The following is an 18,076-nucleotide window of genomic DNA, read 5'->3' as shown; positions in this document are numbered from 1 at the left end:
TGGGGCTTGCGGACAGTTACGGTCCGCAAGCCGCGCCGTGGGGGGCGTACGGGGGCCCGTGCCGTCAGAGGTGGGCCGGGCCGTGGAGGGGGACGCGATCCGCCACGCCGGCACGATCCGCCGCGCTCCCACGATCCACCCGGCGGGCGCGATCCGCCGGGCGGGGACGATCCGCCGCACTGCCACGACCCACCCGCCGGGGCCGCGATCCGCCGCGCCGGCACGACCCTCCCCCTATATCCTGCCCGGAAACCCTGGTACGAGCCGATCCCGACCGTGAAGGTGGACCCACGATGCCGGAGCGCCGCCCCCGCGCGGCATGGCGGCGTCAGCCGGAGCCGCCGGCCGCCGCCACTCCCGCGCTTCCTGCCACCGCCGAGGAGGCTCCGGCGGACCGGCCGAGCGTGGTGCAGGGCACGCTGTACCGCGACGGACACCGGGTCGCGTCCCCCGGCTCGCTCGCCGAGACCTTCCGTCAGCTCCGCAAACACCCGGACGGCATGGCCTGGATCGGGCTGCACCGCCCCTCGGAGGCGGAACTCCACTCCCTGGCAGCCGAGTTCGACCTTCACGAGCTGGCGATCGAGGACGCGCTGGAGGCCCACCAGCGGCCGAAGCTGGAGCGGTACGGCGAGACGCTCTTCGTCGTCCTGCGCGCGGCCCGCTACCTCGACGCGCAGGAGGAGGTCGACTTCGGCGAACTGCACGTCTTCGTCGGCCCCGACTTCGTGATCACGGTCCGCCACGGCGCCGCCCCGGACCTCTCGGCGGTGCGCCACCGCATGGAGGAGAACCCCGAACTCCTCGCCCTCGGACCGGAGGCGGTCCTGTACGCCATCCTCGACGCGGTCGTGGACGGTTACGCCCCGGTGGTGGCGGGCGTGCAGAACGACATCGACGAGATCGAGACCGAGGTCTTCGGCGGCGACCCGGCCGTCTCCCGCCGCATCTACGAACTCTCCCGCGAGATGGTCGAGTTCCAGCGCGCGACCCGCCCCCTCGTCGGGATGCTGCACGGGCTGATGGCGGGCTTCGCGAAGTACGGGACGGACGAGGAACTTCAGCGCTACCTCCGCGACGTCGCCGACCACGTGACCCACACCAGCGAGCGCGTGGACGGCTTCCGTCAGGCCCTGACGGAAATCCTCACGGTCAACGCGACCCTGGTCACCCAGCAGCAGAACGCGGAGATGCGCGCCCTGGCGGAGGCGGGTTTCGAGCAGAACGAGGAGATCAAGAAGATCTCCTCGTGGGCGGCGATCCTCTTCGCCCCCACCCTGGTCGGCACGATCTACGGCATGAACTTCGACGCGATGCCGGAACTGGACTGGGCGTTCGGGTACCCCTTCGCGATCCTCCTGATGGCCGTGGTGTGCACGAGCCTGTACTTCGTCTTCAAGCGGCGGGACTGGCTGTAGGAACCGGCCGAGCACTCGGGTGTCCCTGGGGAACGACCACAGTGTCCGTGCCATCAGCCGTCCAGGAGGATGTCGCCGGTCACATCGACGACCAGGGCAACCACGCCGAGGCCGAGGAGGAGAAGCCCCAGGGAAAGGACCACACTCACGCCGGCGACGCGGTGCACGGTCCCGGGGCGAGCCGTCACCCTCGCCGCACTCCTGATGTGGACCTGCCATTCGACGACAGAACATAGGCTGCGCGGAGGTCGTCGTCGCGCAGAGGAGTCCGCATGTCCTCCACCAGCACCGTGCGTGTCCGGGCCGCGGTGATAGCCGGTGTGATCCTGCTCGTCTCCTTCCTGGTCGGCCTCTTCCTCCTCGTGAGCCGTAGCGTGAGCCCCCTCGAGGAGTCCGCTGCCGGCTATCTGGGTCACCTGAGTACGTCGGACGAGGACGCCGCCTGCTCTGCCATGACGCGCATGGCTCAAGCCGAACTCGCCGCCACGTACCGGACCGTGGACTGCCCCGCGGCCGTGCGGGAGTTTCTCGAACCCCTGACTTCCGCCCAGCGGAACGAGCTTGCCCGTACCGACACCCGATACCCCAAAGCCTCAGGACTCACCGGATACGTCGACCTCGGCGGCAACCCACTCGGCCTCACGCGCCTGGTCCTGACGGAGGTCGACGGCACGTGGCTGATCGCCGAACTCGACTGACGACACGCCAGGGGTGCGTTCCCCGAGGCAATCCGCCCGTCCAGGGAACCGTGCGGGTTGCTAAAGCGTGCTCGCGTCAAAAGACGCCATCACACACGCCCACGGGGGACACACCCGCATGACCTTTCCGCCCCAGCAGAACCCCGGTCCGTACGGCCGGCCCGGCCCGTACGCGCAGCAGCCGCCGCAGGGGTACCCGCCCCAGCCGGGATACGGGTACCCGCAGCAGCAGCCGTATCCGCCTCAGCAGCTGATACAGCCGGCTCCTCAGCAGCAGCAGTGGAACGCGCCGCCCGCGCCGCCGGCCCGGAGTGGGGGCAGGAGCGTCTGGAAGATCCTGAAGGGCATCGGCCTCGTGGCCGTGCTCATCATGTGCGCGGTGGGCTACTTCGCGAGCCAGGACGACGCCGATCACGCGGAGGCCGGGGACTGCCTCAGGAACACCGGTTCCACGGTGACACCCGACCTGCAAGTGGTCGAGTGCGGGGGCACCGAGGCGACGTACAAGGTGGTCGAGGTGATCAACGACACCCTCGACACCAGCAGGTGCGAGGGCAAGTCGGACGTCGGCTACCTCGAGCAGACCCGCGGTGGGCGGCGCAGCTCCGGCAAGCAGTTCGTGCTCTGCCTCGACGAGCTGAAGAAGTAGCGGCCGATGGCGGGGAGAAGCCCGGGGCCCGCTGCGGCCCGGGGCTTCTCCCCGCCCGGGAAGCAGACCTCCGTGGTGACCGGTCCGGAACACGACAGCGCGGCGGAAGCGGCGGCCGTGCTCGGCCCCGACGGCGCGTTCGCCTCGTCCTGGCTGTGGGAGAAGACGGTGGCGCCGGTGCCGGCGGGCGCACGGGTCGGCGGGGACCTGGCCCGGCGGATCGCGGCCGGGTGCCGTGCCGTCGGGGCCCCGTACGTCCTGGCGACACGGCTCGCCGACGGCCACGGGGCGCCGTTCCCCACAGAGGCCCGCCCGCGCCGGCGACATAGAACGAATGCTCCCGGAGCTTCAAGACCGTTCAGGAGAGGGCAAGGTCACAGCTGTGCGCACTGCTGCTCCTTTGTTCACCTGACCTAGCATCCGAGCATGACAGTCCTCCCCGACGACGGGCTTGCCCTCGCCGCCGATTTCTCCGACGCGACCCGCGAGCAGTGGCAGGGCCTCGTGGCCGGCGTCCTGCGCAAGTCGGGCAAGGAGGTCTCCGGAGCCGCGGCGGAGGACTTCCTGTCCACCACGCTGGAGGACGGGCTTCGTGTCCGTCCTCTGTACGCGGCCGACGACACCGCGCCCGAGGCCGGTCTTCCTGGTTTCGCGCCGTTCACGCGCGGAAGCCGGGCCGAGGGGAACGCCCCCGGTGGCTGGGATGTCCGCGGGTGCCACACGGCGCCGGACAACGGTGCCGTGCTGTCCGATCTGGAGAACGGCGTCAGCTCGCTCTGGCTGGTCGTCGGCGAGGGCGGCATTGCGGTGTCGTCGCTCGAAGGGGTACTGGACGGTGTCTACCTCGACCTCGCGCCCGTGGTCCTGGACGCGGGGGAGGAGACCGAGGCCGCCGCGGAGGTGTTGCTGCGGCTGTACGGGGAGCGGGGCGTCGCCCCGGAGGCCGTACGCGGCAGTCTGGGTGCGGACCCGCTCGGTTTCGAGGCGCGGACGGGTGAAGCGCTGGACGCGGGGCCGCTGGCCGGTCTGGCCAGGCGGTGCGCCGTGGAGTTCGCGGGGCTGCGGGCGTTCACCGTGGATGCTCTGCCGTTTCACGAGGCCGGGGGTTCGGCGGCACAGGAGCTGGGGTGTTCGCTGGCGACGGGTGTCGCCTATCTGCGGGAGCTGACCGGGGCGGGTCTGAGTGTGGAGCAGGCGTGCGGGCAGGTGGAGTTCCGTTACGCGGCGACGGCTGACCAGTTCCTGACGATCGCGAAGCTGCGGGCGGCGCGCCGGCTGTGGGCGCGGGTGGTGGAGGCGTGCGGGGCGGGCGGCGCCGGTGGGCAGGTGCAGCATGCGGTGACGTCGCCGGTGATGATGACGCGTCGTGATCCGTGGGTGAACATGCTGCGCACGACGGTGGCCACGCTGGCGGCGGGGGTGGGTGGTGCTGACGCGGTGACGGTGTTGCCGTTCGATCACGCGCTGGGGCTGCCGGACGCTTTCGCGCGTCGTATCGCCCGCAACACCTCCTCGATCCTGATCGAGGAGTCGCATCTGTCGCGGGTGATCGATCCGGCGGGTGGTTCCTGGTATGTGGAGCGTTTGACGGACGAACTGGCCCGGGCGGGCTGGGAGTTCTTCCAGGAGGTCGAGCGGGCGGGTGGTCAGCAGGCGGCGCTGCGGTCGGGGATGATCGGTGAGCGGCTGGCGGCGACCTGGTCGGCGCGGGGTGCGAAGCTGGCCACACGGCGTGAGCCGGTGACCGGTGTGAGCGAGTTCCCGCATCTGGCCGAGCGGCCGGTGGTGCGTGAGCCGGCGCCCGCACAGCGTGCGGGCGGGCTGCCCCGGGTCCGCCGCGACGACGCGTTCGAGGCGCTGCGGGCCCGCTCGGACGCCCACCTCGCCGCCACGGGCGCCCGGCCACGGATCCATCTGTCCACCATCGGTCCGGCCGCGGCCTTCACGGCGCGGGCCACGTTCGCCGCCAACTTCTTCCAGGCGGGCGGCATCGAGGCCGTCACCGAAGGCTCTTTCGAGGAGAGCGGGGCGAGCGAGACCTGCCTGTGCTCCAGTGACGCGCTCTACGAGGAGCAGGGCGAGACGCTCGCCGCGCAGGTGCGGGCGGCGGGGGCCGCGCACGTGTTCCTCGCCGGCCGTCCCGGAGCGTATCCGGGTGCCGACTCGTACGTCTTCGCCGGCTGTGACGCTGTGGCCGTGCTCTCCGCCACGCTCGACCGCATGGGAGTGTCTTGATGTCCATCCCCGATTTCTCCGCGATCGAGCTGGGATCCCCGGCCGCCGACGGCTCCACGGAGGCGTGGCGCGCGGCGGTGAAGCAGGCCGGCGGGGGTGAGGACCCTGTGTGGGAGACCCCCGAAGGCATCGCCGTCAAGCCGCTCTACACCGGGCAGGACCTGGAGGGTCTGGACTTCCTGGGCACCTACCCCGGTATGGCACCGTATCTGCGCGGCCCGTACCCGACGATGTACGTCAACCAGCCCTGGACGATCCGGCAGTACGCCGGTTTCTCCACCGCCGAGGAGTCCAACGCCTTCTACCGGCGTAACCTCGCGGCCGGCCAGAAGGGCCTGTCGGTCGCCTTCGACCTGCCCACCCACCGCGGCTACGACAGCGACCACCCGCGGGTGACCGGCGACGTCGGCATGGCCGGCGTGGCCATCGACTCCATCCTCGACATGCGTCAGCTCTTCGACGGCATCCCTCTGGACAGGATGTCGGTGTCGATGACGATGAACGGCGCCGTGCTGCCTATCCTCGCGCTCTACATCGTGGCGGCCGAGGAACAGGGCGTGCCGCCCGAGAAGCTGGCCGGGACCATCCAGAACGACATCCTCAAGGAGTTCATGGTCCGCAACACCTACATCTATCCGCCGAAGCCGTCGATGCGGATCATCTCCGACATCTTCGCGTATACCTCGCAGCGGATGCCGCGCTACAACTCGATCTCCATCTCCGGCTATCACATCCAGGAAGCGGGTGCGACGGCCGACCTGGAGCTGGCCTACACCCTGGCCGACGGGGTGGAGTACCTACGGGCCGGGCGTGCGGCGGGTCTGGACGTCGACGCGTTCGCGCCGCGGCTGTCGTTCTTCTGGGCGATCGGGATGAACTTCTTCATGGAGGTCGCCAAGCTCCGCGCGGCGCGTCTGCTGTGGGCGAAGCTGGTGGGCCAGTTCGACCCGAAGAACGCCAAGTCCCTTTCCCTGCGCACCCATTCACAGACGAGTGGTTGGTCGCTGACCGCGCAGGACGTGTTCAACAACGTGACGCGTACGTGTGTGGAGGCGATGGCCGCCACCCAGGGCCACACCCAGTCACTGCACACCAACGCCCTCGACGAGGCCCTGGCCCTGCCCACCGACTTCTCCGCGCGGATCGCCCGCAACACCCAGCTGCTGCTCCAGCAGGAATCGGGCACCACCCGGGTCATCGACCCGTGGGGCGGCAGCGCCTACGTCGAGAAGCTCACCTACGACCTCGCGCGCCGTGCCTGGCAGCACATCCAGGAGGTCGAGGCCGCCGGCGGTATGGCCCAGGCCATCGACGCCGGCATCCCCAAACTGCGCGTCGAGGAAGCCGCCGCCCGCACCCAGGCCCGGATCGACTCCGGACGCCAGCCCGTCATCGGCGTCAACAAGTACCGGGTGGAGACCGACGAGCAGATCGACGTCCGAGCGGTCGACAACTCCGCCGTCCGCGCCCAGCAGATCGCCAAACTGCGCCGGCTGCGCGCCGAACGCGACGAGAGCGCCTGCCAGGACGCCCTCGACGCCCTGACCCGCGCCGCCGACGGCGAGGGCAACCTGCTCGAACTCGCCGTACACGCCGCCCGCGCGAAAGCGACCGTCGGCGAGATCTCCGACGCCCTGGAGAAGGTCTACGGACGCCACGCCGGCCAGATCCGTACCATCTCGGGCGTGTACCGCAACGAAGCAGGCCAGTCCCCCACCGTGGAACGCACCCGCACCCTGGTCGACGCCTTCGCCGACGCCGAAGGCCGCCGGCCGCGGATCCTGGTCGCCAAGATGGGCCAGGACGGCCACGACCGCGGCCAGAAGGTCATCGCCACCGCCTTCGCCGACCTCGGCTTCGACGTCGACGTCGGCCCGCTGTTCCAGACCCCGGCCGAGGTCGCCCGCCAGGCCGTCGAGGCCGACGTCCACATCGTCGGCGTCTCCTCACTGGCCGCCGGACACCTCACCCTCGTCCCCGCCCTGCGCGAGCAACTGGCCGCCGAGGGACGCGAGGACATCATGATCGTCGTCGGCGGAGTCATCCCCCCACAGGACGTCCCCACCCTCCTGGAGATGGGCGCGGCCGCCGTCTTCCCGCCCGGCACGGTCATCCCGGACGCCGCGTACGACCTGGTGCGCCGACTGTCGGACGGCCTCGGGCACGACCTGTGATCGACGTCGACGCGTACGTGAAGGGTGTTCTCGACGGGAAGCGGGCGGTCATCGCCCGCGCCATCACGCTCGTCGAGTCCACCCGCCCCCAGCACCGGGCGCTCGCCCAGAAGCTCCTGACCGCACTGCTGCCGCACAGCGGCACAGCGCGCCGGATCGGGATCAGCGGTGTCCCGGGGGTCGGCAAGTCGACGTTCATCGACGCGTTCGGCACCATGCTCACCGGCCTGGGCCACCGCGTCGCCGTCCTCGCCGTCGACCCCTCCTCCAGCCGCACCAAAGGCTCGATCCTCGGCGACAAGACCCGCATGGAACGCCTCGCCGTCGACCCCGCCGCCTTCGTCCGCCCCTCCCCCACCGCCGGCACCCTCGGCGGCGTCGCCAAAGCCACCCGCGAATCGATCCTCGTCATGGAGGCAGCCGGCTACGACGTCGTCCTGGTGGAGACCGTCGGCGTCGGCCAGTCCGAGACCGCCGTCGCCGACATGGTCGACTCCTTCCTCCTGCTCACCCTCGCCCGCACCGGCGACCAGCTCCAGGGCATCAAGAAGGGCGTCCTCGAACTCGCCGACATCGTCGCCGTCAACAAGGCCGACGGGCCCCACGAACACGACGCCCGCACCGCCGCACGCGAACTGGCCGGCGCACTACGGCTGATGCAGAACAGGCACCCCGCCTGGACCCCACCCGTGCTCCACTGCAGCGCCCGCGAGTCGACCGGCCTGGACACCCTCTGGGAACGGCTCGAACAACACCACACCCTGCTCCACACCACCGGCAGCCTCGCCGCCCGCCGCCGCGACCAGCAGGTCGACTGGACCTGGACCATGGTCCACGACGAACTCCTCGCCCGCCTCCACGCCGACCCCACCGTCCGCACCCTGGCACCCGACCTCGAACAGCAGCTCAGAAACGGTGAGTTGACGGCGACCCTGGCCGCGGAACGCATCCTGAGGGCCTTCGAGAACACGGACCGGACCGAGGCCGGCGACACCTGACCGGGCCGCCCGCTGACGCGGGCCGTGCCCTGAGTCGCTCCGTTCGACATGTCCGGGGCGTCACGGTCACGGCTCCGGTCGGACGGTCCTCCGGCGGGTCAGGCCGAGGCGGGCGCCGCGGTCAGCCGGTCCAGCGCGCCGGCCTTGGCCTGCGCCACGAGGTCGGCGAACTGCTCCTCGCTCATCTGCACGTGCTGTCCGAAGTCGTCGGTGATGCGCACCCGCTTGTCCTCGGGCGCGTCGGCGTCCACGAAGAGCTGCGGGCAGCCGCAGTCGCACTTCCCGCAGAAGGTCGCGATCGGTTCCGGGCTCGTGTCGGGCATCTGGGGCACCTCGCCGCTCGGGTTTCCGGGTCGTTCCCGTACGCCCCATGGATGCCCAGCCGCGGATCCGTGGCAAACCCCGACGCCCCCCTCTTCACGGGCTCGGCTCGCCTCCGGGGCGCTTGGGGCGGCCGTCGACGGTCGACGTGCTCGGCCCCTCGTTCCTCGGGACCTGTGCGCGTTCTCCCTCTCGACGGCCGCGCCCCTTCGGCTCGCTCGCGGGATCACGGCCCCGGCGGTGGCAATCCGTAACGTTGCGGAGTCACGGTCTTCGCCCGCTCCGGCACAGTGGCACCCCGAAGAGGGGGCCGGACGGCGGCCCCGCGCCGAGAGGAGCCACCGTGCCCACAGCCAACCCGAGCAGAAGCGGTCTGGCCTTGCTCGCCACCGGTGCCGTCGTCGCCGGCGCGCTCGCCCTCGCGCCGTCGGCAAGCGCCGCCGGCGGCTCGTGCTCCGGCGCGGGCCCGACGACGCCGTGGGGGAAACCGACGGTCTACTGCGACACCTATGTGACGGCGAGCGTGCACCAGGGCGACACTCCCTTCGAGGGCGACTCCCGTGAGGTCGGCATCCTGTACGCGGGGCGCAACTGGTTCGTGTGTCAGAGCAAGGGCCGGGACAACCCGGTGATCCAGGGCGCGCAGAACAACTGGTGGCTGACGACCCTGGCCGACGTCGTCACGCGTCCCGGCGCCTCCGGCTGGGGCTCCTTCCCCGCCACCGCGGTGGTGCAGGGCGGGGCCTGGGAGCCCGTCCCCGGCGTGCCCTTCTGCTGACCGCGACCGAGGGCATTCTCCGCGCCCCGACCGTCAATATCTGTGACCGCGGAGTGAGAAATGGAAACAAGGCGCGGTAAGGGTTTCTCACACCCGCGGCCAAGTGGAATTACTCACCGCGCAAGGCCGATGTCGCCGTGCTAGTGTCGATGCCAGTTGCAGTTGTGGTTCCCAAAACCCAAGCGCCCCGACGGCTTTTTCCGCCGCGGGAAGCGCTTTTGTATTTCCGGTCTTTTTTCCGGGCGGGGCAATCATCGCGGCGACGCGGAGTCCGCACAGTGCGCACTCCGGGCACTGCCCCGAAGGAGATTTGACATGGCATCTGGCACCGTGAAGTGGTTCAACGCCGAAAAGGGCTTCGGTTTCATCGAGCAGGACGGCGGCGGCCCCGACGTCTTCGCCCACTACTCGAACATCGCCGCCCAGGGCTTCCGTGAGCTCCAGGAAGGCCAGAAGGTGAACTTCGACATCGCGCAGGGCCAGAAGGGCCCGACGGCCGAGAACATCGTTCCCGCCTGACGCTCGCAGTCGTAAGAGCTGGGGCCCGCACCTTGGGGTGCGGGCCCCAGCTCGTTGCATTCAAGGGTGGTCCGCGCTCGGCGGACGCCCCGTACGGCGGACGTACCGCCCGGCTCCGGACGCACACCCACACCCACTCGGGTCTCCGCTCCGGATCCCCCCTCTGACGCACGGCCCCGTCCGCGTATTCCCGCGACGGTCCCGTCGTTTCTCCTGTCGGCTCGTTCTCGCAATTCTCCGTGCGGCTCATCTGCTGCGGGAATTCCCTGATACGTGCCCGCATCAAGGAAGGTTCCGCATGAACCGCACACGCACGAACAACCGCACGAGCAACCGCACCAACCACTCGAACGACCGGGTCAGCGAGCGCGCGGGCACCCGCTTCCCCCGTACGCGTCCGGCCGGCAACAACCGCCGGCCCGCACCCGTGCGCGGCGAGTTCGCCCTCCCCCGCACGACCACCCCCGCCCTGCCCGCCGTCGAGTCGTTCGCCGACCTGGACATGCCCGGGCAGCTGCTCGCCGCGCTGACCGCCGAAGGGGTGACCGTCCCGTTCCCGATCCAGGGGGCGACACTGCCGAACACCCTCGCGGGCCGTGACGTCCTGGGCCGCGGCAGGACCGGCTCCGGAAAGACCCTCGCCTTCGGCCTGGCGCTGCTCGCCCGTACGGCGGGACAGCGCGCCGAGCCCCGCCAGCCGCTCGCCCTGGTCCTCGTCCCCACCCGCGAGCTGGCACAGCAGGTGACCGACGCGCTGACCCCGTACGCCCGCTCCCTCAGGCTGCGGCTTGCCACGGTCGTCGGCGGGATGTCGATCGGCCGCCAGGCCGGTGCGCTGCGCAGCGGTGCGGAAGTGGTCGTCGCCACCCCGGGCCGGCTCAAGGACCTCATCGACCGCGGTGACTGCCGGCTGAACCAGGTCGCGATCACCGTCCTGGACGAGGCCGACCAGATGGCCGACATGGGCTTCATGCCGCAGGTCACCGCGCTGCTCGACCAGGTGCGTCCCGAGGGGCAGCGGATGCTGTTCTCGGCGACCCTGGACCGCAACGTCGACCTGCTGGTCCGCCGCTACCTCACCGACCCGGTGGTGCACTCGGTGGACCCGTCGGCCGGTGCGGTCACGACGATGGAGCACCACGTGCTGCACGTCCACAGCGCCGACAAGCAGGCCACCACGACGGAGATCGCCGCCCGCGACGGCCGCGTGATCATGTTCCTGGACACCAAGCACGCCGTCGACCGGCTGACCAAGGACCTGCTGGGCAGCGGGGTCCGGGCCGCGGCGCTGCACGGCGGCAAGTCGCAGCCGCAGCGCACCCGCACGCTGGCGCAGTTCAAGACGGGGCACGTCACCGTGCTCGTCGCCACGAACGTCGCCGCCCGCGGGATCCACGTCGACAACCTCGACCTCGTCGTCAACGTGGATCCGCCGACCGACCACAAGGACTACCTGCACCGTGGCGGCCGTACCGCCCGCGCGGGTGAGTCCGGCAGTGTCGTCACCCTCGTCACGCCGAACCAGCGCCGCACCATGGCGCGCCTGATGTCGGACGCGGGGATCCGTCCGCGGATCACCGAGGTCCGCTCCGGTGAGGACGCGCTGCACCGCATCACCGGCGCCCAGGCGCCTTCGGGCGTCCCGGTCGTCATCACGGCGCCGCCGGCCGAGCGTCCCCAGCGGGGCGCCTCCGGACGCCCGCGCCGCCACCGCCCCTCCCAGGCCACGCGCCGCGGCACCCAGCGGCGCCCGGCGCTCGGCCCGGCCGCCTAGGCAGTGGCTCCGGGGCCTCGCCAGGGCCCGTGCCTCGACGCCTCGCCCGCCGCCCGCGCCGCCTTGTCGTCCGGGCCGGCTCGGGCGGCGGGCGACGCGAGCCCGGCACGACGGTGAGACACCCCCTCGGGCGTTCCCGGCCGGCTGGATCCCGCCGGGCCGGTTGGGGCACGTTCCGCCCCGGCGAGCCCGGCCGTTCCCTCTCCGCTTCTCTCCGCAGGAGGCTTTTTGTGACACCGGTTCAGACGCGGCTCCACCCCCTCCCGTACACGGCGCCCCTGCGCACCAGGACGGTGCTCGACGCGATGGGCGAGGCCGGACCGCAGGTCGGTGACGACATGACCGTCGAGGTCGCGCTCTCCGTCATGGCGGGCGCGCGCTCCGGTCACCTGCTCGTCCGCGACGACGACGGCCGGTGCACCGGTCTGCTGACCGAGGCGCAGCTGGTCGCCGTACGGGACGGCTCCGCGTACACGGACCGGGTCCGACTGCGCGAGATCGCCGGGGACCGCGGCCCCTTCGCCTCTCCCCTGGCCACGATGGCCGAAGCCGAGCACTCCATGCGCCGCCGCCGGGTCGGGGCGCTGCCCGTGGTCGACGAGCACGGCTGCGCGCTGGGTGTCCTCACCCTCGCCCCCTGAACCTTCCCCTCCGCGTCGGTCCGCCGGGCCGTCCCCCTCTTCTCCCTGTGAGGCCCCATGCGCTGCGTCATCGCCCGCTTCCCGTTCGACCTGACGAAGAACGACGTCCTGGACGCGATGAAGGGAATCAAGCCCGAGCCGGTCACCGGCGAGTCCGTGACGATCGGCCGCCGTTCCTATCCCGTCAAGCAGGTGGGTGAGGTCATCACCCGGCAGGACCGCCGCGACTTCAGCGCCGGCGAGGTCGTGCGGGCCATGACGGCCCTCGGCTTCACCTGCCGCCTCCGTCCGGAGGAGGCGGCGCCCGCGCCCGTCGGCGGCGCGGTCCAGCGCGCGTCCGTGCTGCTCGGCGCTCCGACCGCCGCCTGACGGACCGGCCGGCGGCGTGAGCCGCACGGCCGGACGAGGATGAGGGCCCGACCGGCGCGCGCCGGTCGGGCCCTCATCGCGTGCCGTCCGATCCCCGTTCCCGGTCCCGGCGGCGGTGGAGTCGTCGGTTCAGTGGTCGGAGTAGCTGAAGTCGCCCATCGTCCACGCACTGACCTCCTCGATCAGGACGCGGTACATCCCGCCCGTCTCCGGGATGCCCACGGTGCCCTGGAGGATGCGGGCGACGTGGAAGTGGAGATAGCGGGGCGGTCCTTCCTTCTCCCTCGAGGTGCTGAAGATTCCGGAGAACTCGCCCAGGCGCTCCGAATCCGTCAGGACCTCCGAGACACGCTGTCTCCACACGGCTTCGGGAGCCAGCCGACCGGTGATGACCGTGCCACCCGTGACCACGGTAAGGGACATCTGGTTGCTCTTTCCGGACTCCACCAGGGCGGCGATGTCAACGAGCAACTCGTCAGGCTTCGACATGAAAGCCGATTCTATTCGCGGTCGCGCCCGGCGGGGTGCGGCAGGGCCACCTGTACGCGTCCGCCGGGGCACGGGGGGCGGCCGGTGGCGGGTTCGCGTCCCCCGTCCTGCGTCCCTCGTGACGGCGGGACCGCGGCCGAAACACAGGTCGGCGCGGCACCGGGGCGGACGGATGGTGTTGAATTCCTCGGGGCGCCGGTGCCATGGGGCATCGGGGCCCTTGACGCGTTCTTGATGAAGAGGTGCAGATGACAGCGGATGACGCGCTCGGCGGCCGCCTGGACGACGACGACTACCCCGCCTACACGATGGGCCGGGCGGCGGAGATGCTCGGCACCACGCCGGGCTTCCTCCGTGCTCTCGGCGAGGCACGGCTGATCACCCCGCTCCGTTCCGAGGGCGGCCACCGGCGGTACTCCCGCTATCAGCTGCGGGTCGCGGCCCGCGCCCGCGAGCTCGTCGACCAGGGCACCCCGATCGAGGCCGCGTGCCGCATCGTCATCCTCGAGGACCAGCTCGAAGAGGCTCAGCGCATCAACGCGGAGTACCGCCGCGCGGCGGCCCGGGGGAAGGCGGGCGGGGACGAAGACGCCGGCGCGGAGGGTGACGGGAGCGACGAACGGGACGGGCGCTCCGGCTGAGCCGTCCGTGGACGTACGTGTGGCCGGGGGCGCGGGGGCGTGACCGGTCCGGCGTCCGTCCCTGTGACACCGTGAGGACGGAGCCCGACCGGCGAGGCGGGGCTCCGGGAGGAGCGAGGACGCGATGACGAGCCGTACCGGCACCGGGCCGGATCTGACGATCGTGCCGCTCACGGCCGAACACGCCGAGCGGGTCCTGGCGATCTACCAGGCGGGCATCGACGAGGGCGACGCCACCTTCGAGACCGAGGCCCCGGGCTGGGAGGCGTTCGACGCGGCCCGGCTGCCCGGGCACCGCTTCGTGGCTCTCGACGCCGAAGGGACGGTGCTCGGCTGGGTGGCCGCGAGCCGGGTGACCGACCGGTGCGCGTACGCGGGAGTCGTCGAGCACTCGGTGTACGTCGACCCGGGCGCCCGGGGCCGTGGTGTCGCGTCGGCCCTGCTGAAGGCTCTGATCGACTCGACGGAGGCGGCCGGGATCTGGACCGTCCAGTCGGGCATCTTCCCGGAGAACGCCGCGAGCCTCGCCGTCCACGCGCGCGCCGGGTTCCGCGTCATCGGCACCCGCGAGCGCATCGGCCGCCACCACGGCCGCTGGCGCGACACGCTCCTGGTCGAACGGCGCAGCCCGGCCGTCGACTAGGGAGTGCCTTGTCGATCAGGCCGGACCCGGGCGCGATCGGCACGACACCCCCTACGGAGTCCGGACGGTGTCGGCGCAGGCCCGGTGGCCCGGCCGGGACTTGACGGGCACCGCCCACGCGCGGACGATCTTGCGCGGGCAGGATGGCCCGACGACGGGACGCCGTGGGCGCCCCGGAGTCGCGGCGACCGGGCGGGAGGAGCACGGAATGATCAGGCTGGCGGACGGCCCCATGACCTGGGTGGCGACGGGGGACAGCATCACGCAGGGCGTCCTGCACACCCACGGCGCCCGCGGCTGGGTCGAGCACCTGCACGAGCGGGTCCGCTGGCAGTTGGACCGGCTCACCGACATCGTGGTGAACACCGGCGTCTCGGGCTGGAGCGCGGTCGACGTGCTGGCGGCCCACGACCGGCTCGTCGGTCGTTTCGATCCCGACGTGCTGTCCGTGTCCCTCGGCACCAACGACTGCCTCGCCGGGGAGGACGGCCTGCCCGCGTTCCACGACGCGATGCGCCGGATCGTCGCCGGGGTGGGCCCGGGGACGCAGGTCGTGCTGCACACGCCCGCCCTGGTCGGCTTCTCTGGCCGGGAGCGGCGCGCGGCGCTTCCCGCCTACTGCCAGGCCGTACGGGAGATCGCCGAGGACACCGGCGCGCTGCTCGTGGACCACGAGAGGCACTGGCGGGAGCACCACGGCACGGCCGACCCCATCGCGTGGCTCGACGACGCGGCCCACCCCAACGCGGTCGGCCACCTGCGGATGGCCGACCACACCCTGCGCACGATGGGCCTGGGCGGGCTGGACCCCCTCTGAGGCTGCGCGTCATATCCGGCGGGGCGCGCGGTGCGGGCCGTCCCGGCCGTGGGGCCGCCGACACGGGGGCTGCGTGCTCCGCGCCCTGCCGACCGGGAGCGGCCCGGTCGGCGTCCTACTCGCCGACCTCTCCGTCGATCGCCTCACGGAGCAGGTCGGCGTGGCCGTTGTGGCGCGCGTACTCCTCGATCATGTGGGTGAGGACGTAGCGGAGCGAGATGACCTCGCCCCGGAAGTCCACGGTGTCGTCGAGCGAGTCGAAGGCGTCCGCGGCGGCGCGGGAGGCCTCGCACGCCTCGCGCCAGAACGCGAACGCCTCGTCCACGTCGGCGCCGTCCACCCGGAACTCGTCGGACTCGCCGTCGGCCCCCGGCCAGAGCGCCGTGACGTCCTCGCCCTTCAGCACCAGCCGGAACCAGCCCCGCTCGACCCCGGCCGCATGCCGTACGAGGCCGAGGAGGGACAGACCCGAGGTCGGGACGGCCTTCCGCCTCAGCTGTTCGCCGGTCAGCCCCTCGCACTTCATGGCGAGTGTGGCGCGCTGGTAGTCGAGGAACGAGGTCAGCGAGGCACGGTCACCGGCCACCTTGGAGGGATGGACGCGCTTGTCATCGATCATCGGGTGATCATGCCAGGGGGCCGAGGCGCGCGAGCTCCGCGTCCGGGGCGTGGACGAGGGGGCCGCGCGCCGGTCAGCCGGCGGACGCCGGGGCGGGGGTCGGACCGGGTCCGGTCAGCCGGTGGACGCCGACGTCGGCGCGGTGGCGGGGGCCGTCGGCGATCCCGCCGCGGGGCGGGGGATGCCGAACTCCTCGATCAGCACGGGGTACTGCTCCCCACCGTGCCCGGCGGCGATCGCGCGGTCGGCCATCGCCTTGAAGAGCCTCGGCAGTTCGGCGTTGACGCCCACCGCCTCGCTCTCCTCGATCAGGTGCGCCATCGCCCGTGCGTCGGTTTCCAGGGCCGACACCTCGGCCGGGAAGGAGCCGCTGTCGATCTGCTCGGCGTACCCGGGGAGCCAGTCGGCCACGCCGGCGGCGATCTGCCGCGCGAACGGCGCGTACGTCACGGCGTCGACACCGGCCGTCCTGAGCAGGGCGGTGCCCTGGAGCCAGGCGTTCAGGACGCTCCACATCATGGCCAGGCCCGCCACGTCGTACAGGGCCGCGAGGCCGTGGTCCGCGCCCAGATGGCTGACGGTGCCGAGAGCCTCGAGCGCCGGCCGGTGCGCCTCGAAGTCCGCCTCGGGGCCGCTGTGCAGGATCACGGCCTCGGGGGTTCCGATCGCCGGCGGGACGGCCATGACGGCGCCGTCCAGGTAGCGCGCGCCGTGCCGCTCGGCCCATCGGGCGGCCTGCCGGGCCTGGGCCGAGTCGCCCGAGGTGAGGTTGATCAGTGTCGTGCCGGCCAGCTCGGCCTCGCTCGCTCCGAGCAGCTCGTAGACGGCGTCGTAGTCGGTGACGCAGACGATCGTCAGGGCGGAGGCCCGGAGCGCGTCGCCGACCGACGACGCCGGCCGCGCGCCCTCGGCCACCAGCGCGTCGGCCTTGGAGGCCGTGCGGTTCCACACGGTGGTGGGATGGCCGGCCTTGAGGAACGCGCGGGCGAGCGCCTGGCCCATCAGGCCGAGTCCGATGACGGTCACGGGAGTTGAGGATGCCTCGGTTTCGTTGGACATGACAGCATCGTCAACGTTCACACCGATGTGAAGGTCAAGCGAGGTTTCCATGCGGATCGGCGAACTGAGCCGTCGGACGGGCGTCAACGCCCACCAGTTGCGCTACTACGAGGCGCAGGGCCTGCTGGAGGCGGAACGCGGCGCGAACGGCTACCGCGACTACGACGAGAGCGCCCTGCTCCGGGTGCGTCAGATCCGGCACCTGCTCGGCGCCGGCCTGTCGTCCGACGACATCGCGTACGTGCTGCCCTGCGCGGTGGGCGAGGAGCCGGAGCTGGCGGGGTGTCCGGAGCTGCTGACCGCGATGCGGTCACGGCTGCGGCGCCTGGAGGACCGGATGAGCACGCTCGCCCGGTCCCACGACGCCCTGACGCGGTACATCGACGCGGCCGAGCGCACCGCCGGTGACCGCTATCCCCCGTTCGACGGGAGCGGCCTCGCGTCCGTCCCGGCCTGACCGCCCCCGGGCAGCGGCCGGGGGCGGCGCCGCCGCCCCTGCCGGCAGCTCCCCCCGCAGCCCCTCCTCGACGCCTGCGACGGCCCCGGGCGCTTCGGCCGATCCGGCCCCACCGCCCGCGCGCTTCGGCCTCCTCGCACCGCGCCCGCACCGCTGCCGCTGCCGCTGCCCTTGGTCGGCGAGTTCGTGGTGAAGAACGTGGTGCTGCTCGCCGGCGCCGTCGTCGTGGCGACCTGCCCCGCGGCCGCGAGACCTGGGGCGCCGGGCGTTCACGCTCCCTGACCTGGGCTTTTCCTTTCCCCGCGTGCCCGTCGGGACGCCGATACTGGCATCATGGCACTGAGTGTGTTTTGCTGAGGGTACTCAGTGCCATATGCGTTGCCACAAGCGTCGCCGACACGCGTTCTTAGGGGAGTTCCAGATCATGGGCAAGGACTTCGACCTGTACCGCCCGTCCGAAGAGCACGAGATGCTCCGGGAGACGGTCCGCGCGCTGGCGGAGGCGAAGATCACGCCGTTCGCCGCGGCGGTGGACGAGGAGGGCCGGTTCCCCCAGGAGGCGCTGGACGCGCTGGTGGCGGCGGACCTGCACGCGGTGCACGTGCCGGAGTCCTACGGCGGTGCGGGGGCGGACGCGCTGGCGACGGTGATCGTGATCGAGGAGGTCGCGCGGGCGTGCGGCTCGTCCTCGCTGATCCCGGCGGTCAACAAGCTCGGCTCGCTGCCGGTCATCCTGTCCGGCTCCGAGGAGCTGAAGGCGAAGTACCTCGGCCCGCT

At 71.8% G+C, this 18,076-nt stretch carries 21 protein-coding genes; 16 read left to right on the top strand and 5 right to left on the bottom strand.

The genetic code is table 11. The features are described 5' to 3' along the window. The first annotated feature begins 293 nt into the window (after positions 1-293). On the top strand, positions 294-1,418 hold the full coding sequence (locus ACZ68P_RS10690; RefSeq protein ID WP_471004985.1) for a magnesium and cobalt transport protein CorA: 1,125 nt from the start codon (positions 294-296) through the stop codon (positions 1,416-1,418). A 53-nt stretch (positions 1,419-1,471) separates the two neighbouring features. On the opposite strand, the gene ACZ68P_RS10685 is transcribed toward ACZ68P_RS10690, so the two are convergent. Next, positions 1,472-1,606, bottom strand: a complete 135-nt coding sequence (locus ACZ68P_RS10685; RefSeq protein WP_471004983.1) for a hypothetical protein — start codon at positions 1,604-1,606, stop codon at positions 1,472-1,474. An 84-nt stretch (positions 1,607-1,690) separates the two neighbouring features. Here ACZ68P_RS10685 and ACZ68P_RS10680 point away from each other — a divergent pair, with 84 nt between their 5' ends. The 5 genes from ACZ68P_RS10680 (at position 1,691) to meaB (ending at position 8,172) form a co-directional block, all read left to right on the top strand. Next, positions 1,691-2,116: a hypothetical protein gene (locus ACZ68P_RS10680; protein ID WP_471004981.1), complete on the top strand. Its 426-nt coding sequence runs from the start codon at positions 1,691-1,693 to the stop codon at positions 2,114-2,116. 118 nt (positions 2,117-2,234) lie between these two features. Further along, positions 2,235-2,765 carry an LppU/SCO3897 family protein gene (locus ACZ68P_RS10675; protein WP_471004979.1) on the top strand — a complete coding sequence of 177 codons (531 nt, stop codon included), beginning with the start codon at positions 2,235-2,237 and terminating at the stop codon, positions 2,763-2,765. Between the two features lie 426 nt (positions 2,766-3,191). Continuing rightward, a complete protein-coding gene (locus ACZ68P_RS10670; RefSeq protein WP_471004977.1) occupies positions 3,192-5,000 on the top strand; it encodes a methylmalonyl-CoA mutase subunit beta in 1,809 nt (602 codons plus the stop codon). Beyond that, positions 5,000-7,174 carry a methylmalonyl-CoA mutase gene (gene scpA / locus ACZ68P_RS10665; protein WP_471004975.1) on the top strand — a complete coding sequence of 725 codons (2,175 nt, stop codon included), beginning with the start codon at positions 5,000-5,002 and terminating at the stop codon, positions 7,172-7,174. Before ACZ68P_RS10670 ends, scpA begins: the two co-directional genes overlap by 1 nt. Continuing rightward, entirely contained in the window at positions 7,171-8,172 is a 1,002-nt protein-coding gene (gene meaB / locus ACZ68P_RS10660) for a methylmalonyl Co-A mutase-associated GTPase MeaB (protein ID WP_471004973.1), read from the top strand. The genes scpA and meaB overlap by 4 nt, the downstream gene beginning before the upstream one ends. 98 nt (positions 8,173-8,270) lie before the next feature. Here the strand turns inward: meaB and ACZ68P_RS10655 are convergent, their stop codons facing one another. Beyond that, the gene (locus tag ACZ68P_RS10655; protein ID WP_365714792.1) at positions 8,271-8,495 is read right to left on the bottom strand and encodes a hypothetical protein; all 225 of its coding nucleotides are present in this window, start codon (positions 8,493-8,495) and stop codon (positions 8,271-8,273) included. Between the two features lie 341 nt (positions 8,496-8,836). On the opposite strand from ACZ68P_RS10655, the gene ACZ68P_RS10650 reads away from it, so the two are divergent. The 5 genes from ACZ68P_RS10650 (at position 8,837) to ACZ68P_RS10630 (ending at position 12,574) form a co-directional block, all read left to right on the top strand. Continuing rightward, the gene (locus ACZ68P_RS10650; RefSeq protein ID WP_471004971.1) at positions 8,837-9,271 is read left to right on the top strand and encodes a hypothetical protein; all 435 of its coding nucleotides are present in this window, start codon (positions 8,837-8,839) and stop codon (positions 9,269-9,271) included. 315 nt (positions 9,272-9,586) lie between these two features. Further along, positions 9,587-9,790 (top strand): cold-shock protein, encoded by a 204-nt coding sequence (locus ACZ68P_RS10645; protein WP_030693997.1) that lies wholly within the window; start codon positions 9,587-9,589, stop codon positions 9,788-9,790. 298 nt (positions 9,791-10,088) lie between these two features. Continuing rightward, positions 10,089-11,564, top strand: coding sequence for a DEAD/DEAH box helicase (locus ACZ68P_RS10640; protein ID WP_471004969.1), 1,476 nt, complete (start codon positions 10,089-10,091; stop codon positions 11,562-11,564). Positions 11,565-11,869: 305 nt separating this feature from the next. Then, complete coding sequence (locus ACZ68P_RS10635) at positions 11,870-12,205, top strand: CBS domain-containing protein (RefSeq protein WP_471005572.1); 336 nt, start codon at positions 11,870-11,872, stop codon at positions 12,203-12,205. Between the two features lie 57 nt (positions 12,206-12,262). Continuing rightward, the gene (locus ACZ68P_RS10630) at positions 12,263-12,574 is read left to right on the top strand and encodes an SCO5918 family protein (RefSeq protein ID WP_471004967.1); all 312 of its coding nucleotides are present in this window, start codon (positions 12,263-12,265) and stop codon (positions 12,572-12,574) included. A 129-nt stretch (positions 12,575-12,703) separates the two neighbouring features. On the opposite strand, the gene ACZ68P_RS10625 is transcribed toward ACZ68P_RS10630, so the two are convergent. Then, positions 12,704-13,063, bottom strand: a complete 360-nt coding sequence (locus ACZ68P_RS10625) for a hypothetical protein (RefSeq protein ID WP_471004965.1) — start codon at positions 13,061-13,063, stop codon at positions 12,704-12,706. A gap of 248 nt (positions 13,064-13,311) precedes the next feature. Between ACZ68P_RS10625 and ACZ68P_RS10620 the strand changes: the two genes are divergently transcribed. The 3 genes from ACZ68P_RS10620 to ACZ68P_RS10610 all read left to right on the top strand — a co-directional run bounded on the left by ACZ68P_RS10620 (position 13,312) and on the right by ACZ68P_RS10610 (position 15,164). Then, complete coding sequence (locus ACZ68P_RS10620) at positions 13,312-13,704, top strand: helix-turn-helix domain-containing protein (RefSeq protein ID WP_471004963.1); 393 nt, start codon at positions 13,312-13,314, stop codon at positions 13,702-13,704. 124 nt (positions 13,705-13,828) lie between these two features. Continuing rightward, positions 13,829-14,347: a GNAT family N-acetyltransferase gene (locus ACZ68P_RS10615; RefSeq protein WP_471004961.1), complete on the top strand. Its 519-nt coding sequence runs from the start codon at positions 13,829-13,831 to the stop codon at positions 14,345-14,347. 208 nt (positions 14,348-14,555) lie between these two features. Continuing rightward, positions 14,556-15,164, top strand: coding sequence for an SGNH/GDSL hydrolase family protein (locus ACZ68P_RS10610; RefSeq protein WP_471004959.1), 609 nt, complete (start codon positions 14,556-14,558; stop codon positions 15,162-15,164). Between the two features lie 115 nt (positions 15,165-15,279). On the opposite strand, the gene ACZ68P_RS10605 is transcribed toward ACZ68P_RS10610, so the two are convergent. Both ACZ68P_RS10605 and ACZ68P_RS10600 read right to left on the bottom strand, forming a co-directional pair. Beyond that, positions 15,280-15,783, bottom strand: a complete 504-nt coding sequence (locus ACZ68P_RS10605) for a DinB family protein (RefSeq protein ID WP_471004957.1) — start codon at positions 15,781-15,783, stop codon at positions 15,280-15,282. A gap of 114 nt (positions 15,784-15,897) precedes the next feature. Then, complete coding sequence (locus ACZ68P_RS10600) at positions 15,898-16,842, bottom strand: NAD(P)-dependent oxidoreductase (RefSeq protein ID WP_471004955.1); 945 nt, start codon at positions 16,840-16,842, stop codon at positions 15,898-15,900. 49 nt (positions 16,843-16,891) lie between these two features. On the opposite strand from ACZ68P_RS10600, the gene ACZ68P_RS10595 reads away from it, so the two are divergent. Further along, positions 16,892-17,299, top strand: coding sequence for a MerR family transcriptional regulator (locus ACZ68P_RS10595; protein ID WP_471004953.1), 408 nt, complete (start codon positions 16,892-16,894; stop codon positions 17,297-17,299). Positions 17,300-17,723: 424 nt separating this feature from the next. Further along, positions 17,724-18,076 (top strand): acyl-CoA dehydrogenase family protein (locus tag ACZ68P_RS10590; protein WP_471004951.1); only part of this gene is annotated, 353 nt, incomplete at its 3' end.

This window comes from Streptomyces sp. NPDC036822, assembly GCF_055609145.1.
The sequence above is the reverse complement of the archived record's forward strand: the minus strand, read 5'-3'. Positions and strand labels throughout refer to the sequence as shown.

Bases quoted from the DNA above. Each gene is read 5' to 3' on its own strand.
- scpA (WP_471004975.1), top strand. From the start codon at position 5,000: ATGTCCATCCCCGATTTCTCCGCGATCGAGCTGGGATCCCCGGCCGCC.
- ACZ68P_RS10610 (WP_471004959.1), top strand. From the start codon at position 14,556: ATGATCAGGCTGGCGGACGGCCCCATGACCTGGGTGGCGACGGGGGAC.
- ACZ68P_RS10645 (WP_030693997.1), top strand. From the start codon at position 9,587: ATGGCATCTGGCACCGTGAAGTGGTTCAACGCCGAAAAGGGCTTCGGT.
- ACZ68P_RS10625 (WP_471004965.1), bottom strand. From the start codon at position 13,063: ATGTCGAAGCCTGACGAGTTGCTCGTTGACATCGCCGCCCTGGTGGAG.
- ACZ68P_RS10620 (WP_471004963.1), top strand. From the start codon at position 13,312: ATGACAGCGGATGACGCGCTCGGCGGCCGCCTGGACGACGACGACTAC.
- ACZ68P_RS10670 (WP_471004977.1), top strand. From the start codon at position 3,192: ATGACAGTCCTCCCCGACGACGGGCTTGCCCTCGCCGCCGATTTCTCC.
- ACZ68P_RS10675 (WP_471004979.1), top strand. From the start codon at position 2,235: ATGACCTTTCCGCCCCAGCAGAACCCCGGTCCGTACGGCCGGCCCGGC.
- ACZ68P_RS10690 (WP_471004985.1), top strand. From the start codon at position 294: ATGCCGGAGCGCCGCCCCCGCGCGGCATGGCGGCGTCAGCCGGAGCCG.
- ACZ68P_RS10640 (WP_471004969.1), top strand. From the start codon at position 10,089: ATGAACCGCACACGCACGAACAACCGCACGAGCAACCGCACCAACCAC.
- ACZ68P_RS10635 (WP_471005572.1), top strand. From the start codon at position 11,870: ATGGGCGAGGCCGGACCGCAGGTCGGTGACGACATGACCGTCGAGGTC.
- ACZ68P_RS10595 (WP_471004953.1), top strand. From the start codon at position 16,892: ATGCGGATCGGCGAACTGAGCCGTCGGACGGGCGTCAACGCCCACCAG.
- ACZ68P_RS10615 (WP_471004961.1), top strand. From the start codon at position 13,829: ATGACGAGCCGTACCGGCACCGGGCCGGATCTGACGATCGTGCCGCTC.
- ACZ68P_RS10655 (WP_365714792.1), bottom strand. From the start codon at position 8,495: ATGCCCGACACGAGCCCGGAACCGATCGCGACCTTCTGCGGGAAGTGC.
- ACZ68P_RS10680 (WP_471004981.1), top strand. From the start codon at position 1,691: ATGTCCTCCACCAGCACCGTGCGTGTCCGGGCCGCGGTGATAGCCGGT.
- ACZ68P_RS10605 (WP_471004957.1), bottom strand. From the start codon at position 15,783: ATGATCGATGACAAGCGCGTCCATCCCTCCAAGGTGGCCGGTGACCGT.
- ACZ68P_RS10630 (WP_471004967.1), top strand. From the start codon at position 12,263: ATGCGCTGCGTCATCGCCCGCTTCCCGTTCGACCTGACGAAGAACGAC.
- ACZ68P_RS10600 (WP_471004955.1), bottom strand. From the start codon at position 16,842: ATGTCCAACGAAACCGAGGCATCCTCAACTCCCGTGACCGTCATCGGA.